Below are 25476 nucleotides of genomic sequence, written 5' to 3'. Positions count from 1 at the left end.
TGGAACCCCCGTGGCGGGGGAGGCGTGGCGGGCGGACGCTCGAACTCTCCGGTGCTTCCGGCACGGGGACGGCCGGCGGCCGACAGCGCAGCGAGGTGGTCGAGCATGAGCCAGGACTCTTCGAAGCCTCCGGGCCCCCCGCCCGGTGGCGGCACGGGATCCCAGCCCAGCGGCGGAGACATGCCGCTGTGGGGAGACCAGTGGTCCGGAGCCGCTCCCGCCGCGGGAGGCATGGGACCGCCGCCCTCCGGCAGCAGTGGCTGGGCGGCGGGCGGAGTCACCTTCGCGGGTGTCCTCATGCTGGTGAACGGCGGGCTCAACATCCTCCAGGGCATCTCCGCGCTCGCCAAGGACGACGTCTACACGCGCGTGAACGACTACGTCTACCGGATCAACCTCACCGGCTGGGGCTGGATCCTGCTGATCCTCGGCGCGATCGCCGCCGTCACCGGCTGGGGGATCCTCAAGGACGCCGCGTGGGCCCGCGTCACCGGCATCGTGCTGGCCTCGCTGAGCATGCTCTTCCAGTTCATGTTCCTGCCGTACGCGCCGATCTGGTCGGTCATCCTGCTGGCCATCGACGTCTTCGTCATCTGGGCGCTGGCCACGTACAGGCCCGACAGCCGACAGCCGCGCTGACGCGGCACCCTCCGCCGAGTGGAGCGAGACACGCCATGGATGACGTGACCGACCGGACGCGAGCGGGTCTGCTCGCGCGCGGTGCCGCGGGCACCGACGACGACCCGGAGACGACGTGAGCACCGGAGACGTGAGCGGCGGCGCCAACGGCGCCGGGGCCAACAGTGCCGGTGGCGGCGCGGACGCGCGCGAGCTGGCCGAACTGCGGGCCCGCGTTGCCGAACTGGAGAAGCGTCCGCCGAGAGTCGAACACCACCGCGTCCGGTCGACCTTCGCGGTCGTACTGATCCTCCTCGCGGCCCTGCTCACCCCACTGAGCGCCGTCGCGGCCTGGTCGAGCGATCTGATCGGCAACACCGACCGTTACGTGGCCACCATGGAGCCGCTCGCCTCCGACAAGGACGTCCAGGACGCCGTCGCCAAACGGGTGACCGACGCGGTGATGCAGCACGTCGACGTCAAGACGCTGCTCGAATCCGCCGCCCCGGCCGACCGGCCCGAACTGACCAAGGCGATCGGCCCGCTGAGCGGTCCGATCACCAGCGGCCTCACCGATTTCGTGCACACCGTGGCCTTGAAGTTCGTCAGCAGCGACGCGTTCGCCACCCTGTGGACCCAGCTGAACCGAACAGCCCATGCCTCGGTCGACAAGGCGTTGACCGGAAAGGGCGGCGGAGCGGTGAAGCTCACCAACGACGCCGTCGTCATCGACCTCGCCCCCGTCATCGACAAGGTCAAGCAGGCCCTTGTCGACCAGGGGCTCAGCATCGCCGCGAAGATCCCCCAGGTGCACACCAACTTCACGGTGTTGACCTCCGACTCCATCGGCAAGACCAAGAAGATCTACCGGCTGCTCCAAGTGGTCGGGTTCTGGCTGCCGGTCCTGACCCTGCTGCTGGCGGCGGGCGGTGTGCTCCTCGCCGTCCGCAGACGCCGCGCCCTCGTCACGGCGGCGCTCCTGGTGGCGGCCGGGGCCGCGGTCCTCGGCATCGCACTGTGGATCTTCCGGGAGATCTATCTGGACGGTCTGCCGTCGAACGTCTCCCAGCCCGCCGCCGAGTCGGTCTTCGACACCCTGGTGCGCTATCTGCGGACGTCGGTACGCCTCGTGATCACCCTCGGCATCATCGTGGCGCTGGCGGCCTGGCTAACCGGCAGCGGCCGGGCGGCCTCGCGGGTCCTCGCCGCCTGGAGGGGCGGCATCGGTGCCGTGCGCATCGCGTCCGGGGCCGAACTGGGCGCGGTCGGCGCGTGGGTTCACCGGGCCAAGACCTGGCTCATCTGGACCGTGGTCGCCGTCGCCGCCGCGATCCTGCTCGTCTGGAACTACCCCACGGCCGCCGTCACCATCTGGATCGCCGTACTGGCCCTGCTGGCCCTGGCGATCGTCGAGTTCCTCGACGACGACGGCACCCCGCACCTGACCGGCTCCGGGGGCGGCCCGGTCACGGGACCACCTGAGGCCCAGAGCCCGGCCTGATCCTTCGGCGTCCGAAAGCACCTGACAGATCGTCGGCGTGGGGTTACGCTCCCCCCGATGATGACTTCCTCCCCATTCAGATGGGGGGACCCGTCCGCGCAAGGTGAGTGCTGATGCTCACTTCGACCGCGTACGAGGATTCCCTCCTCTCCTTCTGGCCGCGCGTGCGTGACTTCGCCGTGCCGCCCACCATGATCGAGACCGCGACCGTCCGCCGCCGTCAGGGGGACTGGGCGGGGGCGTGTGCCGCCGCCGGTGTCGACATCGACTTCGATCTGCGTTCGCTGGCACGTACGCACGGCCGCGAACAGGCCTCCCGAATCCGCCGTGATCTACGCCATCTGGCTCCCGACCTGCTGCGCTGGCACATGCCGAGAGTCGCCCCCGACGGGCTGCTGCGTCCCGGCCTCACCATGACGCTGGCCCGGTACGACCGCCCCACCGGGCGGGATGACGACGATCCCGTAGGGCCCGTGCACCTCGTGGTCCGTACGCCGCCGGCCTGGGCGGACGGTGGCCAGCGGATCAGCCTCGCGCTCTGGGACGGAGCTCCCGGCGCGTCCCGCGAGCGGTTCTCCTTCGACAGCGGCGCCCGCCGCCATCCCCACCCCCGTCCCAGTCGCCGGTACCGCCTGGATCTGCACCGCCACCTGTGGGACACCCGCAGGACCGACGAGCTGCGGGTCCGTTCCGGAGCCGGACTGCCGACGGGCGACGACCCATCGGGGGGAGGGGATCCGCCGGGGCCGGTGCCCCGGGACCTCGGCTGCGCCGTCGGCCGGTGGGCGGAGGAGGCGGCCATCGTGCTGCGCGACGAGGGGCGTACGACCGGCACCGTCACCGTGCGGCTCGGGACCGGCCGGTGGCTGCTCCTGGAGCCGGCCGCGGACCCGGCACGCGTCGGGCCGCCCGCCCTGCGGATCACCGATGTGTCCGCCGGCCGGCGAGGCGGCGATCTCGCGGTGCCGGCCCTGCCCGACGCCGCGACCTGGGTGCTGCCCGATCTGGCACTGATCCGCGCCGGCGCCATCGAACCCGAGCGACTGCATCCGCTGGTCGCCTCGGCGTTGGTTCCGGGGCACAGCCCGTCGGGAGCCGACTGGATCGTGGCACCGTCGGGAGCCGACCGGACCGTGGCACCTTTCGACGCCGGCCGGATCGTGGAACCGTCCGGAGCCGACGGGACCGTGGCACCTTCCGGAGCCGACCGGAACGCGGTCCCCGCGGGCTCCGGCGGGCACGCGATTTCCTCCGGAGCCGGTGGGCCCGCGACCCCTTCGGGACCCGGCGCGCACTTGGCGCCGGGAGCGACGCGCTTCGTGGAATGCCGGGGAGCCCGGCACCGGATCGGCCTGGTCGACGGCGTGCTCGCGCCCCTCGACCACGATCCGGCCGAGATCCGCAGGGAAGAGCTGCTGGTCGCCCTCACCGGCACACCGCTTCCCTGCCTCCGGGCCATCGACGAGGCGCACCGGCAGCCGCAGTGTCTCTCCGGCGTCCGTGAGCGGCTGCGTCACGGCGACACCGCCGGTGCGCTGGCCGTCGTCGAGGGACTGCTGGGCCCCGACGCGGTGCTGCGCGGCGGTGCCCTGCGGGACGAACTCCAGGCAGCCGCGCGGCGACGCCTCACCTACGGACTGTTCAGGGCCGGGCTGACCGGGCCCGGGCCCGGACCCGACCGACTCGCTCCGGGGCCCGTCCGGCCCCTCGGCCATCGCTCCCACCCGCGTGACACGACCGGCCGCTGACCGCTCGTCCACCGCTCACTGACAGCCAGTTGACCGCCTCCGGGGCCAAGCCCCGTGTCCGGGCGGCTCGTTCACGAACCCAAAGGTGATCAAACATGCCCACAAGCACCCCGCTCGCCGAAGCCGAAGCCGAAACCGCGGTCCCAGTCGAAGCCGCAGTCGAGGCCCGAGCCCAAGCCGAGGCCCACGCTCGCATCGAAGCCGACACCTTCGCCGCCCCGGCCCCCGCCGTCCGACGCGACGCCGCCGACACCCTCGTGGCCCCGGCGGGCCCCGCCCAACTCGACGTGGCCGACGCCCTGTCGGCCCTGCTCCGCGCCACCGGTACCGAGCCGCGCCCCGACAGTCAGCTCGAAGCGTTGACCCTCGCCGTCGCCGCCGATCTGCCCGTACTCCTGTGGGGTGAACCGGGGATCGGCAAGACCGCGGCCCTGACCCAGCTCGCCGAGACCCTGGACCTGCCCCTGACCACCGTGATCGCCAGTGTCCACGAACCCTCCGACTTCTCGGGACTGCCCGTCCTCGGCGACGACCCGGCCGAGCAGGGCGTGCCCATGGCCCCGCCGGACTGGGCGGTGCGGCTCGTCCGGGCCGGCCGCGGACTGCTGTTCCTGGACGAACTGTCCACCGCGCCCCCGGCTGTTCAGGCCGCGCTGCTCCGCCTCGTCCTGGAGCGGCGCATCGGAACCCTTCAACTGCCGCCCGGAGTAAGGATCGTGGCTGCGGCGAACCCGCGCTCCTCGGCGGCCGACGGCTGGGAACTGAGCCCGCCGCTGGCCAACCGCTTCGTCCATCTCCAGTGGGCCCACGACCACGAGGTCGTCGTACGAGGGCTCGGTGGCACCTGGCCGCGGGCGACCCTGCCACGGCTCGACCCCCAACGTCTCCCGGAGGCCGTGGACTTCGCCCGGCGCGCGGTGTGCGGGCTCCTCGCCGCCCGTCCCGCGCTCGTCCACCGGCTGCCCAGCGGCGAGACCCGGCGCGGCGGTGCCTGGCCCTCACCCCGGAGCTGGGAGACGACCGTGCGGCTCGTCGCCTTCGCGCACGCCGCCGGATCCTCTCGCGAGGTGCTCTCCCTGCTGGTCAGGGGCGCCGTGGGCGACGGCCCCGGACTGGAACTGCTGGCGAGCGTGGACCGCATGGACCTGCCCGACCCCGAGACCCTGCTCGCCGACCCGGCGGCCGCGGTCCTGCCCGAGCGGGGGGACCTGCGCCAGGCCGTCCTCGACGGTGTGGTGGCCGCGGTCCGCAAGCGGCCCGACCGGGCCCGCTGGGACGCCGCCTGGGCGCTGCTCGTACGGGCCCTGGACACCGGTGCCCCGGACCTGCTGGTCGTTCCCGCGACGACCCTCGCGACGCTGCGCCAGGAGGACTGGGACGTCCCGGCGTCCATCGAGCGACTGGCCGGAGCGGTGGCTCTCTCCCGGCGCGCGGACGACGCGGCGGCGCGTGTCGCGGTCGCCGCGGAGGCGCGCCGATGACGACGACCGCGCCCGGGGCTCTGGACCTGGACAAGCTCTACGCCGCCCGGCTGCACGCGGCGCGCGCCCGGCCCTATCTGGCGACGGCGCTGTTCGCCCTCCACACCGTCGAGTCCAGGTGGGTGCCGACGATGGCCGTCGACCGGCACTGGCGGTGCTACGTCTCGCCCGGCTTCGTGGACCGCACACCCGTCGAGGACCTGGCCGGTGTCTGGGTGCACGAGGTGTCGCACCTGCTGCGCGACCATCACGGCCGCAGCGAGCGGTACGCCCGCGAACACGGGCTCACCGGCCCGGCGGAACGGCTGCGGATGAACATCGCCGCCGACTGCGAGATCAACGACGACGCGTTCGGGAACGGGCTCGTCCGGCCCGAGGGCGCCGTCACCCCGCAGTTCCTGAACCTGCCCACGGGTGAACTGATGGAGGACTATCTGCGCCAGTTCCGGCTCGGGCCGCGGACGCAGAGCCTCGCCTGGCTGGACTGCGGCAGCGGCGCCGACGGACGCGAACGGGAGTGGGACCTCGGGCCGGACGGCGCGCACGGCCTCAGCGCCCAGGAACGCGACGCGGTCCGCTTCCGGGTCGCGCAGGGCATCAAGGCGCGGCCCGGGCGGAGTCCGGCGGGATGGGAACGATGGGCGGAGGAGGCCTTCCACCAGCCGCAGCCGTGGCGGGAGTTGCTGGGGGCCGCCGTGCGCTCCGCGGCCTCGGGGCCCGGTGCGGGGGAGGACTACACCTACGGCCGGCCGTCGCGCCGCTCGGCCTCGGTGCCCGGTGTCGTCCTGCCGAGTCTGCGCCGCAGACCGCCGAGGGTGTCGGTCGTCATCGACACCTCCGGGTCGGTCAGCGACGCCGAGCTGGGCAGCGCCCTTCTGGAGGTCTCCGCGATCTCCCGTGCCGTGGGCGGCCGCCGCGACCTGGTCACCGTGGTCTCGTGCGACGCGGCGGCAGGGGTCGCGCACTCCCTGTGCCGGGCCGAGGGGATTCCTCTCCTGGGCGGCGGCGGTACGGATCTGCGCTCGGGTTTCACCGCGGCGCTACGGGCCCGGCCGGGCCCCGATGTCGTCGTGGTCCTGACCGACGGACAGACCCCGTGGCCGGATGCGCGGCCCCCGTGCCGGACGGTCGTCGGCCTCTTCCCGCGCGGAGGCGGCTCCTGGGACGAGGACGATCCCGACTACGTACCCGACGCGCCGCCCGCCTGGGCCCGCGTGGTCGAGATCGGCTAGGTCGTGTCCGTGCGTGATCCGATGCCCCCTCACACGCTGTACCCGCCGTCCACCCCCAGCGCCTGGCCGGTGATGAAGCCCGCGCTGTCCGAGGCCAGGAACGCGACGGCCTCGGCGACGTCCCTCGCGGTGCCGAAGCGGCGCAGCGGGGTGTTGCGGCGGGTGATCTCCAGTGCCGTGTCGTCGAGTTCGCCGGAACCGATCAGCCGGGCCGCGATGCCGTCGGTCAGCATGCCGGGTCCGACGCAGTTCACCCGGACGCCGTAGCGCCCTTCCTCGGCGGCCAGGGCGCGTGCGACCGCCTCGACCGCTCCCTTGGGCCCCGAGGAGAGCCCGTCGCGCACCGGATACCGGCGGGTGGCCACGGTGGTGACGGCGACGACGCTGCCCCGGCTCTCCCTCAGCAGCGGCAGCGCGGGGTGCACCAGGTTGAAGAACGCGCCCGCGTCCACGTCGAGTTGGGTACGGAACTCACGTGGCGTGACCCTGCTCAGGTGCACCATCGGCACGTGCGGGCCCGCCGCGTGGACGAGGGTGTGCAGTCCGCCGAGCGCGGCGGCCGTCTCGGACACGGCGGCGGCGACGGCCCGCTCCTCGCCCAGGTCGAGGCGCAGAGCGCGTACTCGGCGCCCCTGCTCCGCGAACTCCTCCGCCGTCTCCGCGGCGAGCGCGTCGGCGGCCGCCCGGCTGGAGCGATACGTGAACACCACGTCGCTGCCCCGCTCGGCGAGGATCCGCACGACCGCCGCGCCGATGCCGCCGGTGCCGCCGGTGACGAACGCGACCCCTTTCCGGTGCGCGAAGTCCGAGCGATGGGCGAGATCCGACGGTTTCGGCATGGGTTTCACCGTCCCAGGGGGTCGGGAGTCGGGAGACGGGCCATTCCAGCACGTCCGCCTCGCCGGCACCAGAAGGCGGACGGGGCCGGGGAGAGAATCGGGGCGCGAGGCTCAGGGCCGGGTCGTCGGCAGGTGGAGGTCCGTGCTCGACAGGGTCATCGGCGAGGCCGAGACGGCTCGCAGGCGGATGCGGACGCCGGCTCGTGGGAGCGTGAACCTGCCGTCGGGAGGCCGGAGTTCGTAGCGGCCGAAGGCGTGGCCGGCCAGGGTGGCGGGGCCGGAGGTCACCGACCAGTAGCGGCTCATGCCCTGGCCCGTGGTCAGCGTGAAGTGCGGACTCAGCGCCGCGGCACCGAGGTTGGTGACGCCTACCGTGAGTCCCGTCAGGGTATGGGCGGCGCGGCGGGCCTCGGTGACCCGCATGCGCAGCGGCGGTGACCCGGTGGCCGCCAGGCTCACCGCGGCCGCCGACGGGGCCAGCAGCAGGGCGACCGCGGCCACGCGGGCCCCGCGCCGGTCGGGACCGCGCAGAAAGGCGGGGCGGGGCTGCCAGGCGGTGCGGAACGACTGCCAGGGCGCGGTGATCACCGCGGCCACCCACAGCGGCGTCATCAGCAGGTAGTAGCCGTCCTGCGAACGGGTCGCCGCGTAGAACGCGCACCAGGGCAGCACCGTCGCCGCCGGCCCCAGCCGCCGTACGAACAGCACGAACAGCGCCAGCAGCCCCGCCGCGAGCAGCAGGCTCGCGTGCGCGTACCAGGCGAGGCGGTCGCTGCCGTCGGTGAGATAGAGCGAGATGCCGACCAGGCCCTGTCCGTGGATGTCCGCGTCCTGGGTGAGGGGCAGGGCGATCCCGGAGAGCCAGGAGCGCGGCTCGCTCACGATGAAGTACGCGTTGATCAGCAGCCAGGTGGTGGCGGCGACGCCCGCGATCCGGCCCACCGCCAGCGCCGCCGGCCGTGCGCCCAGGTCGCCGCGGCGCAGCGCGTACACCCCGGCCAGCAGGAACGGCGCGAGGAACCAGGGGAGTTGCTGCGCCGCGCAGGCCGCCCCGAGACAGGCCGCCCGCACGATGTCGGCCCGTCCGCCGCGGCCCGTCCGTGGCCATCCGATCACCACCGGGACGAGCAGGGCGCAGGCGAGGACCGCCGGATAGCCGAGCCGCGCGTACGTCGGCAGCAGTCCGAAACCGAGACAGGCCAGCGTCGCGGCGGACCGCCACGGCACCGGCAGCATGCGCCACATGACGGCCGTGCCCGCGATCAGGGCGCCGGTGCCGACCATCGTGGCGGCGGCCGAACCGTGGCCGATCCACAACAGCGGCGCGGTGAGCATGAGCGCGAGCGGCGGATAGCCGTACGTGTAGTCGTAGCCGCCGTTCATCGTCGCGGTGAGGGCGACGCCGTGCCCGAAGAGCCGCGGCCACGGACGGCCGTAGACCTGGTGGCCGGCGACGAACTCGTGGGCGGCCCGTGTGGTGAGGACCGACTCGTCGCTGCCCTGGTGGTTCATGACCAGCCCGCACACGACGAGCGTCACCGCGGTCACCAGGACGACGAGGTCGAGCCGCGCCAGCGAGCGGCCCCGGCGCACGACGAGGGTCAGTACGCCCGTCGCCAGGATCGAGGCGTAGCAGAGCGAGACGACCGCGGCCACGACGAGCCGGTGGCTCGCGGCCTGCGCCCACAGTGGGCGCGTACCGATGAACAGGCTGATGTCGGCCAGGAGGGTCAGGACGCGGTGCCACTGCGCGGGCGCCGCGTCCGGGTTCCAGCGCGTGACCGGCCCGTCGGGCGAGACCTTCGAAGGGGCCTGCCGACGGACGGGCGCTGGCGTGATTTCTGCCGAGTACACGGCCCGATACGCTAATTCTCGCCGGTGAGCGGGGTGCGACGGGACGTGAAGAGTCCGGTGTGAGGCCAGTAAGAGCACGTCCGCCGGCCGACCGGGCGCGTCAGGCGTCGGACAGTGCCACCTCGGTGGACTTGATCAGCGCGACGACCTCGGAACCCTCCGCGAGGCCCAGGTCCGCGACGGCGTCCTTGGTGATCGCGGAGGTCAGTTCGCCGCCCGCGATCCGGACCTTGACGCGGGCCATGGCGCCGCCGGAGGTGACGTCGGTGACCGTGCCCGGCAGTTGGTTGCGGATGCTCAGCCCGTCCACCGGACCGGTCGCCAGGGAGACCTCCGTGGACTTGACCAAGGCCCGCACGGCGGAGCCGGACGTCAGGCCGAGTTCCCGTACGGCCTCCAGGGTGACGGCCGCGGTGATCTCCTGTCCGGCGGCGAGCCGGACCTTCACCGTCGCCATCACCTCACCGGGGGTGACGGAGGTGACGGTGCCGGGGAGTTGATTGCGGATGCTCAGGCTCATGCGGAGGCCTCGCTTGCCGGGCTGCGTGATGGATACGGGCGTATATGCGTAGCTTGCCGCACGCGCCGGCTCCCGGTCCGGGTCGCGGACCGTGTCGCTGTTGGGCCGAACGGGTGACCATGCGTAAGAATTGCCCGGTGCAGACAACGAGTGCGAGCCAGGACGGGGTGGATCGATGACCGGCCACGACGTCACAGATGAACAGTGGGAAGGGCTCGCCCAGGTCGTTCCGTTGCGCGGCCGGGACGCCTGGCCGTCGGCGGTCCGCCACCGGTCGATCCCCGAGGCCGCGACCGAGACGCGGCGCCGCTTCGTGGTCCTGCGGGTGAACGTCTTCGCGGACGCCCGCGACGTCGCCGAGACGCTCATGTCCGGCGTCCCGGTGCTCCTCGACCTGACCGGCGCGGAGACCGAAGTCGCCAAGAGAGTCCTGGACTTCAGTACGGGCGTGGTCTTCGGCCTGGCCAGCGGCATGCACCGGGTCGACCGGAACGTGTTCCTGCTGACGCCCCCGGGGACCGAGGTGCGGGGTCTGATGGAGGGGGTCGGTGTCCCCGGCCACTGACAGCGCCCGGCCTCGATCGGGGGCCGCGTCCCCCGATCGTAGGAAGGTCCCCCGGGCGTAACGGTTCGCCCCGCCTCGGGGGCCTACCGTCCGCATATGACTCTGTCCTCGCCGGAAGCGCCCGTGGCGGTGGAGGCGCGCCCGGTCCGTCCGGGCGTCACCGAGCTGCGGCTCGCGGCCTTCGCCACCCACCGCCGCGTCCGGTTCCCGCTCGGACCGTTCACCCTGGTCACCGGTCCCAGCGGCAGCGGCAAGACGGCCGTCCTGCGGGCCTACGAGGCGCTGGCGAGGCTCGGTTCCGGAGCCGGGCTCGCCGAGGTGTTCCCGGACCCGGTCGCCTGGGTGCCCGAGCGGTCCCGGCCCGACGCCCAGCTCCGCCGGGGCTTCCGCATCGGCTGCACGGTCGACGGACCCGAGGGCCCGGTCCGGCTCGATGTCGCCGTCCAGGCCGAACCCGAACTGCGCGTCGTGGGCGAGCGGTTGTCGGCGGGCGGGCGGACCCTGCTGGAGACGGCGCTGCGCGACCCGGGCCGCCCGTCCGTCCAGGCGGCCTGGCACACCGGCGGATACTCGGCGGTGACGCGGGTCCCGCTCCCCGACGACCGCCTCGGCACCGCGCTGCTGCCCCTGCGCGTCGCGGGCCGCACCGCAGGGGAACGCCACGTCCTGGCCGCGGCCGAGCAGACGGTGCTCGCCCTGCGGTCCGTCTACGTCTGCGATCCGGACCCGGACTCCATGCGGGCCCCCGTTCCGCTAGGCCAGGGGCGGCTGCTGCGCGGCTGCGGCAACCTCGCCGAAGTGCTGTGGCGCACCCGGTCGGAGTGCGGTCACCGGTACGCCCACCTGGTCGCGGCGGTGCGCGCCGGGTGCGCGGGCCCGGTCACCGACGTCCTGGCCGACGTGCTCGGCGACGGCACGGTCCGTGCGCTTCTCGACCGCGGGGACGGCGTCCGTACGCCGCTCGGGCTGCTCGGGGACGGCGAGTTGCGGTATCTCGCGCTCGCCCTCGTGCTGCTCACCGGGCCCGGCGTCCTGGAGGTCGACCCGGCGGGCGAAGTGCCGGCCGCGCTCCAGTCGCTGACGGTCCTGGCCGACGGCCTCGACCGCGGACTGGACACCCGGCAGGCCGGGGAACTGGTGCGACTGGCGGGCCGCATGTGCGAGCGGGGACACATCCGTCTGCTGGGCGCGGTGAGCGACGGGGCCCACGCACTCGGAACGGCCGGGGTCACGGTGCTGGAGCTGACGTCGTCGGTGACCTGAGCGAGGGTGATAGACCTGACGCCGTGAGTGAACTGGACGTAGCGACCCTGCAGCGCAGACTGGCCGAGTTCGCGGCCGCGCGGAACTGGCAGCCGTACCACACCCCCAAGAACCTGGTCGCCGCCCTCAGCGTGGAGGCGTCCGAACTCGTCGAGATCTTCCAGTGGTTGACGCCGGACGAGTCGGCCCGCGTGATGCGGGACCCCGGCACCGCGCACCGCGTCACCGACGAGGTCGCGGACGTCCTCGCGTATCTCCTCCAGTTCTGCGAGGTGCTGGGCATCGACCCGCTCGCGGCCCTCGACGCGAAGATCGACCGCAACGAGGAGCGCTTCCCGGTGCCGGGGGAGCCCTGACGGACCGGTCGTCCCGCGGTGCACAAAACGGAATCCGATACTCTCCGTAGTCGTCATGACGCTCCGATGCGATTCCGTGTCCGCAGATTTCGGGCTTCCTCTGGCTTTTCGTCTCAAGGGACTTCACTCTGGGTAGTGAACAAGGGAGTTCGGCTGGACGTGCGAGAGCGCGTCGGACAGACGGGGGCAGCGCATGGAAGCGGTGCGGCTCATCGTGGCGAGCAGACGCGCCCTGGCGGAGGGCGGCGAGACTCCGGAGGTGATGGCGGAAGCGTGGCAGGCGCATTCCCTGGCGCAGGCGATCGGCAGCCGCCTCGCCGTGTCCGGACCCCCTGAACTCCGGGGCGAGGCCCTGGGGTTGACCGAGCTGGCCGGCCGCGGCTGTGGAGTACTCGGCGATCACGCGCTCGGGGTCGGCGTCTTACGGGCCGCCCAGCTCACGGAGCTGGGCGACGCGCGCGAGACCCTGCTCTGTCTCGGCGTTCTCCTCGCCGAGGTCGGCATAGCCCTGGTCGGCATCGCCTGCGCGGCGGACGACGAGGGAACGTACTGGCAGTGCATGGAGGCGATCGACGCGGCGGACGAGTCCAGGGACCGCGTCCTGGAGATGCTGAGACGCCTCGCCGTGCGGGACGAGAAACGCGTGGTGGAGCGGGATTCGGCCACGGGGTAGGAACCAGTGGGCCGTGAGACCCGTGCCGTCGCCCCTGGGGAACCGGTCCCGGTCACGGCGGGTCGCCCGACCGGAACCGTTTGTGGGCCCGGCGGTCAGGCGAGCTGTGGTGCCACCGCGGCGGCGATCAGGTCCAGGTGGTCCAGGTCGGCGAGATCCAGCATCTGGAGGTACATCCGCTGCGAACCGACCGCCTGATACCGGGCGATCCGTTCGACGACCTCCGCAGGCGAGCCCGCGAGCCCGTTGGCCTTCAGCTCGTCGACATCGCGGCCGATGGCGTCCGCCCGCCGCCTCACCTCGCTGTCGGTGCGGCCGACACACGCCACCAGGGCGTTGGAGTAGACGAGTTCGTCGGCCTTGCGCCCGGCCTGGTGCACCGCCGCGCGGACCCGGCCGAACTGCTGCTCCGTGTCCGCGACCGAGGCGAAGGGGATGTTGAACTCGTCGGCGTAGCGTGCCGCGAGCGCGGGGGTCCGCTTGGCGCCGTGGCCGCCGATCAGGACGGGCACCTTCGGCTGCGTGGGCTTGGGCAGCGCGGGCGAGTCCTTGAGCTGGTAGTACGTTCCGTCGAAGGAGAAGCGCTCGCCGACCGGGGTGTCCCACAGCCCGGTGACGACGGCGAGTTGCTCCTCCAGCCGGCCGAACTTCTCCTTCGGGAACGGAATGCCGTACGCCGTGTGCTCGGCCTCGTACCAGCCCGCACCCAGACCGAGTTCGACACGGCCCCGCGACATCTGGTCGACCTGGGCGACCTGGATGGCGAGGACGCCGGGCAGGCGAAAGGTTCCGGCGGTCATCAACGTACCCAGGCGGATGCGGCTCGTCTCGCGCGCGATGCCGGCCAGGGTGATCCACGCGTCGGTAGGACCGGGGAGCCCGTCCACGGATCCCATGTGCACATAGTGATCAGAGCGGAAGAAGGCTCCGTAATGAAGGTCTTCGGCGGCCTTGGCGACGCGGAGCAGCGTCTCGTAGGTCGCGCCTTGCTGCGGTTCTGTGAAGACTCGAAGATCCATGTATCCATCATGCACCGGTCACAACAGCCGTCCCGTGCCGAACCGCTGGCGCATTCCTCCCCGTCCGCGCCGGACTACCACCGCTGCACGGCGAGCTGCGGGTACAGGTCGCTCAGGTCGCCGGAGAGACCGGCCTTGACCTGGCGGGTGAGCGCGTCCGCGAGGACCTCGTGGGCGTCCGTCTCGATCCCGTCGAGGGCCTGCCCGGCGACACTCTCCGCGGAGACCTTGGGCACGTCGAGGCTCGCGGTCAGATCCGTGTCGACGTAACCGACGTGCAGCCCGGTGACCTGGATGCCGCGCGGCTGGAGCTCCAGCCGCAGGGCGTTGCTCTGGGACCACAGGGCGGCCTTGGCGGCGCTGTAGCCGTCGGCGCCGGGCACCGTGACCCAGGACAGCACCGAGTGGACGGTGAGGATGTGCCCGCCGCCGTTGCGCTCCAGGACCGGGACGAAGGCCCGGGTGGTCAGGAGCGGCCCGAAGAAGTTGATGTCGAACTCGCGCCGTATGTCCTCGACGGGGGAGTCCAGGAACGAGGTGGGGGTCGTCGCGCCCGCGTTGTTGACCAGGATGGTGACGTCCTGGGCCTGCGCGGCCGCCGCGGCGACGGACGCGGGGTCGGTGACCTCCAGGGCCAGCGGCACCGCGTCGGGGTGCGTGACGGTCCGCGGGTCGCGGGCCGTCGCGTAGACCTTCTTGGCGCCGCGTTCGTAGAGGGCGTCCACGAGGGCCTTGCCGATACCCCGGCTGCCGCCTGTCACAAGTGCCACCGAGCCGTCGATGCTGGTCATGATCTTCTCCTTCTGAGGCCGCCGGGAAGCGGGGGCTATGGGGTGATCGGGGGAAACGGTGCCGGTCGGAGAGCGGTCGACCGTGCCGTCCGCCCCGTCGGCCTCATCGTAAACCGATCGGTTTTCCGTGTTGCCCGCAACTGTAAACCGATCGGTTTCCGAGAAGCAAGCGGAGAACGTAAGCTGGGCCCATGACACAGGCGACCCCGACCGCGACCGCCGGTTCACCGACCCGCGACCGACTGCTCGACGCCGCGGCCGAGCTCTTCTACCGCGAAGGCGTCGGCGTCGGTGTCGAGGCGCTGTGCCGGGTCGCGGGGGTGTCCAAGCGTTCGATGTACCAGCTCTTCGACAGCAAGGACGGCGTGCTGGCGGCGAGCCTGGAGCGCAGCGCGCCCGCGTACCTGGCGTTCCTGCTGCCCCCCGACGACGACCGGGCGCCGCGTGATCGCGTCCTGCACGTCTTCGAACGGCTGGAGGAGATGGCCGCGCGTCCGGACTACCACGGCTGCCCCTTCGTGGCCGTGAGCGCCGAGCTGAAGGCGCCGGACCACCCCGCGAGCCAGGTGGCCCGCCGATGCAAGGACGAGCTGACCGCGTTCTTCCGGCAGGAGGCGGAGCGCGGCGGAGCCGGGGACCCCGAGCTCCTCGCGCGCCAACTGACCGTCGCCTTCGACGGATCGGGCGTCCGGGCCGTCATGCAGGGCCAGGGCCTCGACGGCCTCGCCCTCGCGACCGCCGCCGCCCTGCTCGCCGGTGCGGGCATGGACGGCGCCGACGGAGCCGCGCGCCGCGAACCGGAAACCTCCGGCTGACCTGGCCGGAAGCTACGGCTGATCCGGCCTGGGGCCGCTGGCTGGCCTGTCTGGAACTTCCGGCTGGTCCGGCCCGGGGCCGCCGGCCTGCCTGTCCGGAACCTCTGGCTGGTCCGGCCCGGGTCCGCCCGCCGGCCTGCCCGGAAGCTCCTGCTGACCAGCATGGAACCTCCGACCGACCAGGCCGGGAGTCGCCTGACGACCCGGCCCGGAAACCTCCTGACGACCTGGCCCGAAGCCTCCGCCCGCGGCCTGGAATCCTTCGGCCGCACCCTCCGCGCGCGGCGAAAAACCCCGGGTCCACCTGCGGCTTCCGCTGTACGTTGTGGGGGCGCGCCGAGGGCAGGCGTCGCCCCTGCGGTCGGCCGCGGCGCGGCGTGGCCACGGGCTACGCGGGTCGCGGACGAGCCGGGAGCGGCGATGGCCGAGACGCGCTCGCCCACGCTGTGACCCGACGGCGTCCGGCGGCTGCGCGCAGCGCACCGGCCGGACGAGTCGCCGGGTGTCCACGGCTCAGAAGACGTTTCGAGGCAGACACACCGTGTTCCTGACGATCAGTACCACCGGTACCCCAGAGCGGCCCGCGACCGACCTCGGCTTTCTGCTGCACAAGCATCCGGACAACGCCCAGAAGTTCTCGACGTCGTACGGGACGGCCCATGTGCTGTACCCCGAGGCGACCGCCGAGCGGTGCACGGCCGCCCTGCTCCTGGAGGTCGACCCGGTGGCGCTGGTCAGGCGGGGCAAGGGGAAGGGGCGCGGTGGCGCCCCCGACGCGGCACTCGCGCAGTACGTCAACGACCGCCCGTACGCCGCCTCCTCACTGCTCGCCGTGGCGCTCAGCGCCGTGTTCACCAGCGCGATGAAGGGCCAGTGCAACGCCCGGCCCGAGCTGCCCGCCGAGAGGAGGCCGCTGCGCGTCGAGGTGCCCGCGCTGCCCGCGCGCGGTGGCGCCGACCTGGTGCGAGGGCTCTTCGAGCCGCTGGGCTGGACGGTGACGGCCGAGGCCGTGCCGCTCGACGAGCACTTCCCGGAGTGGGGCGACTCCCGCTACGTACGCCTGGAGCTGGCGTCGGAGGAACTGACGCTCGCCGAAGCCCTGCGGCACCTGTATGTGCTGCTCCCGGTCCTCGACGACGCCAAGCACTACTGGGTGGCGCCCGACGAGGTCGACAAGCTGCTGCGGGCGGGCGAGGGCTGGCTGCAGCACCACCCGGAGCAGAAGCTGATCACCAGCCGCTATCTCTCCCGGCGCTGGTCGCTGACCCGGGAGGCCATGGAGCGGCTCGAACTCGCCCGGCTCGCCGAGACCGACGACATCGCGGTCGAGGAGATCGACAACGCCGTCGACGAGGAGACCGACACCGAGGAGAAGCCGGTCCCCCTCGCCGTGCAGCGCCGGGACGCGATCCTGGCCGCGCTGCACGCGTCCGGCGCGAGCCGGGTCCTCGATCTCGGCTGCGGACAGGGCCAGTTGGTGCAGGCCCTGCTCAAGGACACGCGGTTCACCGAGATCGTCGGGGTCGACGTGTCGATACGGGCGCTCACCATCGCCTCGCACCGCCTCAAGCTCGACCGCATGGGCGAGCGGCAGGCTGCCCGCGTCCAGCTCTTCCAGAGCTCGCTCGCCTACACCGACCGCCGCCTGAAGGGGTACGACGCCGCCGTGCTCAGCGAGGTCATCGAGCACCTCGACCTGCCCCGGCTGCCCGCCCTGGAGTACGCGGTGTTCGGCTCCGCCCGTCCGCGGACCGTCCTCGTGACGACCCCGAACGTCGAGTACAACGTCCGCTGGGAGACCCTGCCGGCCGGCCACTCCCGGCACGGCGACCACCGATTCGAGTGGACCCGCGAGGAGTTCCGTTCCTGGGCCCGCGCGGTGGCCGAACGGCACGGATACGACGTGGAGTTCACCCCCGTCGGCCTCGACGACCCCGAGGTCGGCCCGCCCACCCAGATGGCCGTCTTCACCCTGGCCACCGGCACGACCGGAGCCACCGGCACGACGGGCACCCCGAACGCGAAGGAGGAGAAGGCAGCATGAGCGAGCAGACCGAACAGGGGCGCGTGCTGCCCGTCACCGACCTCTCCCTCGTGGTGCTGATCGGCGCCTCGGGCTCCGGCAAGTCCACGTTCGCCCGGCGGCACTTCAAGCCGACGGAGGTCATCTCCAGCGACTTCTGCCGGGGGCTGGTCGCCGACGACGAGAACGACCAGAGCGCCAGCGGCGACGCCTTCGACGTCCTGCACTACATCGCCGGCAAGCGGCTCGCGGCCGGCCGCCGGACCGTCGTCGACGCCACCAGCGTCCAGCAGGAAAGCCGTCGGCAGCTCATCGAACTCGCCAGGAAGTACGACGTGCTGCCCATCGCCATCGTGCTCGACGTGCCCGAGGAGGTCTGTGCCGAGCGCAACGCGGCGCGCACCGACCGCGCCGAGATGCCGCGCCGCGTGATCCAGCGCCACATCCGCGAACTGAGGCGCTCGCTGCGCTCCTTGGAGCGAGAGGGCTTCCGCAAGGTGCACGTCCTGCGCGGGGTCGCGGACGCCGAGAACGCGTCGGTCGTGACCGAGAAGCGGTTCAACGACCTGACCCACCTCACCGGCCCGTTCGACATCGTCGGCGACATCCACGGCTGCGCCTCGGAGCTGGAGACCCTGCTCGGCAAGCTCGGCTACGTCGACGGTGCGCACCCCGAGGGCCGTACGGCCGTGTTCGTGGGGGACCTCGTCGACCGCGGTCCGGACTCGCCCGGCGTGCTGCGCCGCGTGATGTCCATGGTCGGTTCCGGCAACGCCCTGTGCGTGCCCGGCAACCACGAGAACAAGCTCGGCCGCTATCTCAAGGGCCGCCAGGTCCAGCACACGCACGGACTCGCCGAGACCATCGAGCAGATGGACGCGGAGAGCGAGGAATTCCGCGCTTCGGTACGGGAGTTCGTCGACGGGCTGGTCAGTCACTACGTCCTCGACGGCGGACGTCTCGTCGTCTGCCACGCCGGTCTGCCCGAGAAGTACCACGGCCGCACCTCGGGCCGGGTGCGCTCGCACGCGCTGTACGGCGACACGACGGGGGAGACCGACGAGTTCGGGCTGCCCGTGCGCTATCCGTGGGCGGAGGACTACCGGGGCCGCGCCGCGGTGGTCTACGGCCACACCCCGGTCCCCAACGCCACCTGGCTCAACAACACCATCTGCCTGGACACCGGCGCCGTGTTCGGCGGCAAGCTCAGCGCGCTGCGCTGGCCGGAGCGCGAGCTCGTCGACGTACCCGCCGAGCGGGTCTGGTACGAGCCGGCCAAGCCGCTGGCCACCGAGGCGCCCGGCGGTCACGAGGGCCGTCCGCTGGACCTGGCGGACGTGCACGGCCGCAGGGCCGTCGAGACCCGGCACGCCGGGCGGGTGGCCGTCCGCGAGGAGAACGCGGCGGCGGCGCTTGAGGTCATGAGCCGTTTCGCGGTGGACCCGCGGCTGCTGCCGTACCTCCCGCCGACCATGGCGCCGACGGCGACCTCGCACCTCGAGGGCTATCTGGAGCACCCCGCCGAGGCGTTCGCCCAGTACCGGGAGGACGGGGTCGCGCGGGTCGTGTGCGAGGAGAAGCACATGGGGTCGCGCGCGGTGGCCCTGGTCTGCCGGGACGCGGACGTGGCGCGCGAGCGGTTCGGCGTCGACGGCCCCACCGGGTCGCTGTACACCCGTACCGGCCGCCCCTTCTTCGACGACTCCGCCGTCACCGAGGAGATCCTCGGCCGGGTGCGCGCCGCGGCGACCGAGGCCGGGCTGTGGGAGGAGCTGGGCACCGACTGGGTGCTGCTGGACGCCGAGTTGATGCCGTGGTCGCTGAAGGCGTCCGGGCTGCTGCGCAGTCAGTACGCCGCTGTCGGCGCCGCGTCCGGGGCGGTGTTCCCGGGAGCGGTGGCCGCGCTGGAGGGGGCGGCGGCTCGGGGCGTCGACGTCACGGACCTGCTGGCGCGCCAGCGGGAACGGGCCACGGACGCGCAGGCGTTCACGGACGCGTACCGCCGCTACTGCTGGACCACGGACGGCCTCGACGGCGTCCGCCTCGCACCGTTCCAGATCCTGGCCGTCCAGGGCCGGAGTCTCGCCGCGCTGCCGCACGACGAGCAACTCGCCCTGATCGACCGGCTCGTGGAGAACGACGGGAGCGGACTGCTGCACACCACCCGGCGGCTCTTCGTCGACACCGGTGACCCGGAGTCGGTGCGGGCCGGTGTCGACTGGTGGCTGGAGATGACCGGCCGCGGCGGCGAGGGCATGGTCGTGAAGCCGGTCGGCGCGGTGGTGCGCGGCGGGTCCGGGCGACTGGTGCAGCCCGGCATCAAGTGCCGGGGGCGCGAGTACCTGCGGATCATCTACGGTCCGGAGTACACCCGTCCGGAGAACCTCGCCCGGCTGCGGGGCCGCTTCCTCAACCACAAGCGGTCCCTGGCCATCCGCGAGTACGCACTCGGCCTCGAAGCCCTGGACCGCCTGGCCGAGGGTGAACCCCTGTGGCGCGTCCACGAGGCGGTGTTCGGAGTCCTCTCCCTGGAATCCGAACCGGTCGACCCCCGCCTGTAGCGGGTCCACCCTCTCGACCCCGGGTGGGAGAGCCCCGCAAGGGGCGCGAGGAACTGCGCGACCAGCCCCCACCGGGACCGGTAATCGCCGGCCCGGTGGGAGCCCCGTCAGGGGCGCGGGGAACGGCGCGCCCGGCCCCCACCGGACGGGCAGCCGAACCCGCCCCCACCGGGGTACACGCAACCGACCCCGCCCGGGGGAAGCCCGGTCCGGGGCGGCGGGGCCCGGCGGGGTTCGGCGCAGCCGGGCGGTGGGGGAGCGAAGCGAACCTCAGCCGACCAGGCGGAGCCGAACCCCGGCCACCCCCACTTGCACGGTCTGGCCCCAGACCAGTTCCACCGCATCCCCCTCCATCCCGTCCCCGAACACGATGAGCCGGTCCGACTCCACCGTGAGGGACAGCCGCCCGGACCCGGTGAGCTCGCCGGCCACGAGCGAGGTGCCCGTGGCCGGCGACGGCCAGGCCTCGCGGACGAACCAGAGCAGGCGCTCGTCCGTGGGCCCCGGCAGCGGCAGCCGCTCCCCCCGCTCCTGCCACACCGAGCGCAACCAGCCGGTGGCCCCCGTCCCGGTCCCCACCAGCACCCCGGAGGACGCCTGGGGTTCGACGGCACCCCCGTACTCGTCGAACCCCAGGCGGTATCGGGCGGTCTGATGGCCGGCGGCTCCCAGATAGATCTCGTTGAGCGCGACCAGCCGCTGGGTGTCGTCCGCGACCGCCTCGACCATGGTCAGCTCGTCGGCGCCGCCCCCGTGCGCCGAGGCGAGCAGCGCGCCCGCGTCCCCGGGCCGGTGCCGCACGAGCACGCCCGGATTACGCCCGGGGTCGGCGTCGATCCCCACGACCGGCTGACCCGCCAGGTACTTGGCGACGTTGGCGACCAGCCCGTCCTGGCCGACGACGACCACCACGTCCTCCGGCGCGAACAGGAAGCGGTCCAGATCGGCGCGCTCCACGCGAGCCTGACGCCAGGTCAGCGGAATGGCCGCCACGACCGCGGCGAGCGCCTCGCGGGCCCGCCGGTGCCGCTCGGCGACCTCCGCGATGTCCCGGCCGCGCGAGGACAGGAAGAACGCCGCCTGCCCGTGCGTGCCGTGCCGGGCCGTCAACTCCTCGTACTCCGTGGTCCGGTGGACGATGACGACCCGGGGCGCGAGACTCACGCCGAGTCCCCTGCGGTGCCGTTGCCCAGCTTGGCGAGCAGCCCGGTGAGGACGTCGGGCGAGAGCGTGAGGTTCTCGATCCGCGGCAGGTTCTCGGCGAGCCGGCTGCCGGTCAGGGCGTGCAGCGTGGCGACATCGACGTCGCCGTGGACACGCAGCCAGGCCGCCTGCGCCTCGGCCCGCGCCGCGCCGACCTCGCGCGCCGCCTGCGCCTCGGCCCCCGCGAGCCGCACCTTGCGCGTGGCCTCCGCCTCGGCGAGCCGCAGCGACCGGGTGGCCTCCGCCTCGGCCAGCCGGACCGTGCGGGCCGCCTCCGCCCCGGCGCGCACCGCGTCCGCCGCCGCGTGCTCCTCCGCCTCGCGGCGGGTGTTCGTGCCCTGCTGCTCGACCAACTGCTCCTCGCGCCGCGCGAGTTCGATCCGGCTGGCGAGTTCGTTCTCGGCGATGGCGCGCTCCCGCTCGACGGCGACCGCCCGGCGTTCGTACGTGGCCTTGTCCGCGTCCTGCTGGATCTGCTCGCGGGCGGGGGTGCGCAGCGCCCGTTCCACCTCGGGCTCCGGGCGCAGCGCGACGACCCGCACCGCGACCACCTCCAGGCCGGTGCCGGGCAGCCGGGGTTCGGCGGCGAGGCCGTCCGTGACCCGCTCCCGTACCGCCGCGACGCCGTCGACCAGGGCGGACGCCAGCGACGTCCGGGCCAGGACGTCCAGCGCGTGCTGCTGGGCCGTCTCGGTCAGCAGCGAGCCGAGCTGCTCCAGCGGGGTGCCGCGCCAGGCGCCGGAGTCGGGGTCTATGGAGAAGTCGATGCGGGAGGCGGCGACGGACGGGTCGCTGATCCGGTAGGTGACGGTCGCCTGCACCGCGACGTCCTGGAAGTCGGACGTACGGGCGTGGAAGGTCATCGCCAGCTCGCGGTCGTCGACGGGGACCTCGGAGAGCGCCGCGGTCAGCGAGCGGTACCAGAAGCTGAGCCCGGGACCGTCGTGGACCAGTTGCCCCGACTTGTGGTGCCGGATGTGGGCGGTGGGCGCCCCCCGCAGATGGCGCCAGCCGAGGCGTCGCGTGATGTCGGCCATGAGTACCCCCTCGACGCCGGGTCGGCCCGGCGGCTCCGCTTCTTCGTTGTCGTCATTGAGACGATAATGAATCGACCGCTTATCGTCAAGGGGACGAAATGAATGCGAGGCGGCTGAGGAGATCCACGGGTGAACACGCGTCCGGATGGTCAGGATGGAGACATGGGATTCCACGTCGACTCCGAGGCCGGGCGGCTGCGCCGCGTCATCCTTCACCGGCCCGATCTCGAGCTCAAAAGGCTCACCCCCAGCAACAAGGACGCGCTGCTCTTCGACGACGTGCTGTGGGTGCGCCGGGCGCGCGCGGAACACGACGGGTTCGCCGACGTCCTGCGCGACCGTGGGGTCATCGTCCACCTCTTCGGCGACCTGCTCACCGAGACCCTGGCGACCGGGGAGGCCAGGTCCCTCGTCCTGGACCGGGTCTTCGACGAGAAGGAGTACGGGCCGCTGGCCACCGATCACCTCCGGGCCGCCTTCGAGGCGATGCCCGCCCAGGAACTGGCCTCCGTGCTGGTCGGCGGCATGACCAAGCGCGAGTTCCTGGACGCGCACGCGGAACCCACTTCCGTGCGCTTCCACGTCATGGACCTCGACGACTTCCTCCTGCGGCCGCTGCCCAACCACCTCTTCACCCGTGACACCTCCGCCTGGATCTACGACGGGGTCTCCATCAACGCCATGCGCTGGCCCGCCCGGCAGCGCGAGACCGTGCACTTCGAGGCGATCTACCGGTATCACCCGCTGTTCCGCGAGGAGGGCTTCAACCTCTGGTCGGAAGGGCAGGTCGACTACCCGTCCACCATCGAGGGCGGCGACGTCCTCGTGATCGGCAACGGCGCGGTGCTCATCGGCATGAGCGAGCGGACGACGCCCCAGGCCGTCGAGATGCTCGCCCACAAGCTGTTCGCGGCCGGCTCGGCCCGCACCATCGTGGCGCTCGACATGCCCAAGCGGCGCGCGCTCATGCACCTCGACACGGTGATGACGATGGTCGACGGCGACATCTTCACGCAGTACGCCGGGCTCGGCATGCTCCGCTCGTACACCATCGAGCCGGGTGTGGGGGACAAGGAGCTGAAGGTCACCGACCATCCCCCGGAGCACATGCACCGCGCCATCGCCGCGGCGCTCGGCCTCAACGAGATCCGGGTCCTGACCGCCACGCAGGACGTTCACGCGGCCGAGCGGGAGCAGTGGGACGACGGCTGCAACGTCCTCGCCGTCGAGCCGGGCGTCGTCATCGCCTACGAGCGCAACTCCACCACCAACACCCACCTGCGCAAGCAGGGCATCGAGGTGATCGAGATCCCGGGCAGCGAGCTGGGCAGGGGCAGGGGCGGCCCCCGTTGTATGAGCTGCCCCGTCGTACGGGACCCGGTTCAGTAGTACGGGGCCCGGTTCGAAGGGGTCCGTGCGGGCCGAGGGGCGGGACCGTCGCGCACAGTCGAACGACAGGCCGCATATAAATGTCGGGCGTCGTATAGAATTTCAGACGTCCGGTCCCGTCCTCGTCCCCGTCATCCCTGGAGCGCCCCCATGGCGACAGTCCCGACCGCCCTCGCCGGCCGTCACTTCCTCAAGGAGCTGGACTTCACGGAGGAGGAGTTCCTCGGCCTGGTCGAGCTGGCCGCCGGACTCAAGGCGGACAAGAGGCTCGGGGCGGAGACCCGGTATCTCACGGGTGTGAACATCGCGCTGATCTTCGAGAAGACCTCGACGCGCACCCGCTGCGCCTTCGAGGTGGCGGCCGCGGACCAGGGTGCCTCGACGACGTACCTCGACCCGGCAGGCTCCCAGATCGGCCACAAGGAGTCCGTGAAGGACACCGCCCGTGTGCTCGGGCGCATGTTCGACGCGATCGAGTACCGCGGCGACAGTCAGGACGCGGTGGAGGAACTGGCCGCCCACGCCGGGGTGCCGGTCTACAACGGTCTCACCGACGCATGGCACCCCACCCAGATGCTGGCCGACGTCCTCACGATGACCGAGCACTGCGCCAAGCCGGTCGCCGAGATCGTGTTCGCCTATCTGGGTGACGCCCGTTTCAACATGGGTAACTCCTACGTGATCACCGGCGCGCTGCTCGGCATGGACGTGCGGATAGTGGCCCCGCGGGCCTACTGGCCGGCCGACGAGATCGTCGCGCGGGCCCGCGAACTCGCCGCGAAGAGCGGCGGCGCCGTCACCCTCACCGAGGACGTGGCCGAGGGCGTCCGGGGCGCCGACTTCGTCGCCACCGACGTCTGGGTCTCCATGGGGGAGCCCAAGGAGGTCTGGGCCGAGCGCATCGGCGCCCTCGTCCCGTACGCCGTGACCATGGATGTGCTGCGCGCCACCGGGAACCCGGACGTCCGGTTCCTGCACTGCCTGCCGGCCTTCCACGACCTCGGCACCCGGGTCGGCCGCGAGCTGTACGACGTGTACGGACTCGACTCGCTCGAGGTGACCGACGAGGTCTTCGAGTCGGCGCACTCCGTGGTGTTCGACCAGGCCGAGAACCGGCTCCACACCATCAAGGCGATCTTGGTCGCCACGCTGGCCTGATCTCGACCTGCGGGCCCGCGGGCCCGCAGGTCGTACGTCGTGTCCCGTGCGGACCGCTACAGCGCCGGCCGACGCTGGGCGGGGATCACGGGCAGCCTGAACCAGACCGCCTTGCCGGAGTCGGTGGGGCGGTGTCCGCAGGCCGAGCTGAGGGCACGGAGCAGCAGGAGGCCGCGCCCGTGCTCCTGCCAGGGGTCCGGCTCGCCGGGCGGGTGCGGCAGCGTGAGATCGAGCGGCGGCACCGGGTCCGGGTCGTGCACCTCGACCCGGCAGCCGGTCGGCATCAGCTCGACGACCAGCTCTATGGGGCCGTCGCCCGCGGTGTGCTCGACGGCGTTGGCGACCAGCTCCGCCGTGAGCAGCTCGGCGGTGTCGCTGTCGGCCGCGTGCTCCCGTTCCGCGAGTGCCGTGCGGACCAGGGCGCGGGCCACCGGCACGGCCGCGACGGTGTGCGGCAGCGCGATGCGCCAGGAGGCGGGTGCTGGGGTGTCGGGCAAGGCGAGTCCGTTCATGGAGCAGGCTGTCCTGCTTGCAACCTAAGGAATGGTACGGCTCCACCGGCCGAACGCGCGCGGTGGGCTTTCTCTGGACATCGGCCGATGTGTTCCGGAGGGGGTGTGGCCTCCTTTCGGGACGTTCGGTCCGATACGGGCTGTCTACCCGGACGAACGGCCCCTCTCCCGCGTCCGCTCCCGCCGTTACACGTCTGTCGAAGGTCCGTGACGGGGTGACGGATCGCGATCCTCTCGCGCCCCCGTGTTCACGGCCTGTCGCCGCTCGCTCACCAAGCGCGACTGCTCTTTCATGTCTCGTAGTCATCACGTTTTCGC

Annotated in this window: 22 protein-coding genes; 14 read left to right on the top strand and 8 right to left on the bottom strand. The window is 72.5% G+C overall.

Annotated features, from left to right (window positions below):
* The first annotated feature begins 105 nt into the window (after positions 1–105).
* The 5 genes from ACWEBX_RS18220 to ACWEBX_RS18200 all read left to right on the top strand — a co-directional run bounded on the left by ACWEBX_RS18220 (position 106) and on the right by ACWEBX_RS18200 (position 6580).
* A complete protein-coding gene (locus ACWEBX_RS18220) occupies positions 106–639 on the top strand; it encodes a DUF7144 family membrane protein (protein WP_451885845.1) in 534 nt (177 codons plus the stop codon).
* Between the two features lie 115 nt (positions 640–754).
* On the top strand, positions 755–2119 hold the full coding sequence (locus tag ACWEBX_RS18215) for a hypothetical protein (protein ID WP_451885844.1): 1365 nt from the start codon (positions 755–757) through the stop codon (positions 2117–2119).
* Positions 2120–2232: 113 nt separating this feature from the next.
* A complete protein-coding gene (locus ACWEBX_RS18210; RefSeq protein ID WP_451885843.1) occupies positions 2233–3867 on the top strand; it encodes a hypothetical protein in 1635 nt (544 codons plus the stop codon).
* A gap of 95 nt (positions 3868–3962) precedes the next feature.
* Positions 3963–5348 (top strand): AAA family ATPase, encoded by a 1386-nt coding sequence (locus ACWEBX_RS18205; RefSeq protein WP_451885842.1) that lies wholly within the window; start codon positions 3963–3965, stop codon positions 5346–5348.
* Positions 5345–6580, top strand: coding sequence for a vWA domain-containing protein (locus tag ACWEBX_RS18200; protein WP_451885841.1), 1236 nt, complete (start codon positions 5345–5347; stop codon positions 6578–6580). Before ACWEBX_RS18205 ends, ACWEBX_RS18200 begins: the two co-directional genes overlap by 4 nt.
* A gap of 29 nt (positions 6581–6609) precedes the next feature.
* Here the strand turns inward: ACWEBX_RS18200 and ACWEBX_RS18195 are convergent, their stop codons facing one another.
* From ACWEBX_RS18195 to ACWEBX_RS18185, 3 genes are all read right to left on the bottom strand, one after another.
* Complete coding sequence (locus tag ACWEBX_RS18195) at positions 6610–7419, bottom strand: SDR family NAD(P)-dependent oxidoreductase (RefSeq protein ID WP_451885840.1); 810 nt, start codon at positions 7417–7419, stop codon at positions 6610–6612.
* A gap of 111 nt (positions 7420–7530) precedes the next feature.
* Complete coding sequence (locus ACWEBX_RS18190; RefSeq protein WP_451885839.1) at positions 7531–9273, bottom strand: hypothetical protein; 1743 nt, start codon at positions 9271–9273, stop codon at positions 7531–7533.
* A gap of 100 nt (positions 9274–9373) precedes the next feature.
* Positions 9374–9793: a TOBE domain-containing protein gene (locus tag ACWEBX_RS18185; protein ID WP_451885838.1), complete on the bottom strand. Its 420-nt coding sequence runs from the start codon at positions 9791–9793 to the stop codon at positions 9374–9376.
* A 175-nt stretch (positions 9794–9968) separates the two neighbouring features.
* On the opposite strand from ACWEBX_RS18185, the gene ACWEBX_RS18180 reads away from it, so the two are divergent.
* The 4 genes from ACWEBX_RS18180 to ACWEBX_RS18165 all read left to right on the top strand — a co-directional run bounded on the left by ACWEBX_RS18180 (position 9969) and on the right by ACWEBX_RS18165 (position 12650).
* Positions 9969–10358: a cell division protein SepF gene (locus ACWEBX_RS18180; RefSeq protein ID WP_451885837.1), complete on the top strand. Its 390-nt coding sequence runs from the start codon at positions 9969–9971 to the stop codon at positions 10356–10358.
* Between the two features lie 96 nt (positions 10359–10454).
* The gene (locus tag ACWEBX_RS18175; RefSeq protein WP_451885836.1) at positions 10455–11621 is read left to right on the top strand and encodes an AAA family ATPase; all 1167 of its coding nucleotides are present in this window, start codon (positions 10455–10457) and stop codon (positions 11619–11621) included.
* Positions 11618–11977 (top strand): nucleotide pyrophosphohydrolase, encoded by a 360-nt coding sequence (locus tag ACWEBX_RS18170; protein ID WP_451885853.1) that lies wholly within the window; start codon positions 11618–11620, stop codon positions 11975–11977. Before ACWEBX_RS18175 ends, ACWEBX_RS18170 begins: the two co-directional genes overlap by 4 nt.
* Positions 11978–12170: 193 nt before the next feature.
* Positions 12171–12650 (top strand): DUF6099 family protein, encoded by a 480-nt coding sequence (locus ACWEBX_RS18165; protein WP_451885835.1) that lies wholly within the window; start codon positions 12171–12173, stop codon positions 12648–12650.
* Positions 12651–12745: 95 nt separating this feature from the next.
* Here the strand turns inward: ACWEBX_RS18165 and ACWEBX_RS18160 are convergent, their stop codons facing one another.
* Together ACWEBX_RS18160 and ACWEBX_RS18155 are read right to left on the bottom strand one after the other, a co-directional pair.
* On the bottom strand, positions 12746–13669 hold the full coding sequence (locus ACWEBX_RS18160) for an LLM class F420-dependent oxidoreductase (protein WP_451885834.1): 924 nt from the start codon (positions 13667–13669) through the stop codon (positions 12746–12748).
* Between the two features lie 74 nt (positions 13670–13743).
* Positions 13744–14460, bottom strand: coding sequence for an SDR family oxidoreductase (locus tag ACWEBX_RS18155; protein ID WP_451885833.1), 717 nt, complete (start codon positions 14458–14460; stop codon positions 13744–13746).
* Between the two features lie 191 nt (positions 14461–14651).
* Here ACWEBX_RS18155 and ACWEBX_RS18150 point away from each other — a divergent pair, with 191 nt between their 5' ends.
* The 3 genes from ACWEBX_RS18150 to ACWEBX_RS18140 all read left to right on the top strand — a co-directional run bounded on the left by ACWEBX_RS18150 (position 14652) and on the right by ACWEBX_RS18140 (position 19859).
* Positions 14652–15275 (top strand): TetR/AcrR family transcriptional regulator, encoded by a 624-nt coding sequence (locus ACWEBX_RS18150; protein WP_451885832.1) that lies wholly within the window; start codon positions 14652–14654, stop codon positions 15273–15275.
* A gap of 541 nt (positions 15276–15816) precedes the next feature.
* Positions 15817–17319 carry a 3' terminal RNA ribose 2'-O-methyltransferase Hen1 gene (locus tag ACWEBX_RS18145; RefSeq protein ID WP_451885852.1) on the top strand — a complete coding sequence of 501 codons (1503 nt, stop codon included), beginning with the start codon at positions 15817–15819 and terminating at the stop codon, positions 17317–17319.
* On the top strand, positions 17316–19859 hold the full coding sequence (locus tag ACWEBX_RS18140; protein ID WP_451885831.1) for a polynucleotide kinase-phosphatase: 2544 nt from the start codon (positions 17316–17318) through the stop codon (positions 19857–19859). The genes ACWEBX_RS18145 and ACWEBX_RS18140 overlap by 4 nt, the downstream gene beginning before the upstream one ends.
* A 270-nt stretch (positions 19860–20129) precedes the next feature.
* On the opposite strand, the gene ACWEBX_RS18135 is transcribed toward ACWEBX_RS18140, so the two are convergent.
* Both ACWEBX_RS18135 and ACWEBX_RS18130 read right to left on the bottom strand, forming a co-directional pair.
* Positions 20130–21023 carry a hypothetical protein gene (locus tag ACWEBX_RS18135; protein ID WP_403650035.1) on the bottom strand — a complete coding sequence of 298 codons (894 nt, stop codon included), beginning with the start codon at positions 21021–21023 and terminating at the stop codon, positions 20130–20132.
* A complete protein-coding gene (locus tag ACWEBX_RS18130; protein ID WP_451885830.1) occupies positions 21020–22099 on the bottom strand; it encodes an SPFH domain-containing protein in 1080 nt (359 codons plus the stop codon). The genes ACWEBX_RS18135 and ACWEBX_RS18130 overlap by 4 nt, the downstream gene beginning before the upstream one ends.
* Positions 22100–22261: 162 nt before the next feature.
* Here ACWEBX_RS18130 and ACWEBX_RS18125 point away from each other — a divergent pair, with 162 nt between their 5' ends.
* Entirely contained in the window at positions 22262–23488 is a 1227-nt protein-coding gene (locus ACWEBX_RS18125) for an arginine deiminase (protein ID WP_451885829.1), read from the top strand.
* A gap of 150 nt (positions 23489–23638) precedes the next feature.
* Positions 23639–24646: an ornithine carbamoyltransferase gene (gene argF, locus ACWEBX_RS18120; protein ID WP_451885828.1), complete on the top strand. Its 1008-nt coding sequence runs from the start codon at positions 23639–23641 to the stop codon at positions 24644–24646.
* Between the two features lie 56 nt (positions 24647–24702).
* On the opposite strand, the gene ACWEBX_RS18115 is transcribed toward argF, so the two are convergent.
* On the bottom strand, positions 24703–25158 hold the full coding sequence (locus tag ACWEBX_RS18115; RefSeq protein WP_355762972.1) for an ATP-binding protein: 456 nt from the start codon (positions 25156–25158) through the stop codon (positions 24703–24705).
* Between the last annotated feature and the right edge of the window lie 318 nt (positions 25159–25476).

The organism is Streptomyces sp. NPDC005070, assembly GCF_053600395.1.
Note: the sequence above shows the minus strand (reverse complement) of the source record. Positions and strands in the feature narration are given on the sequence as shown.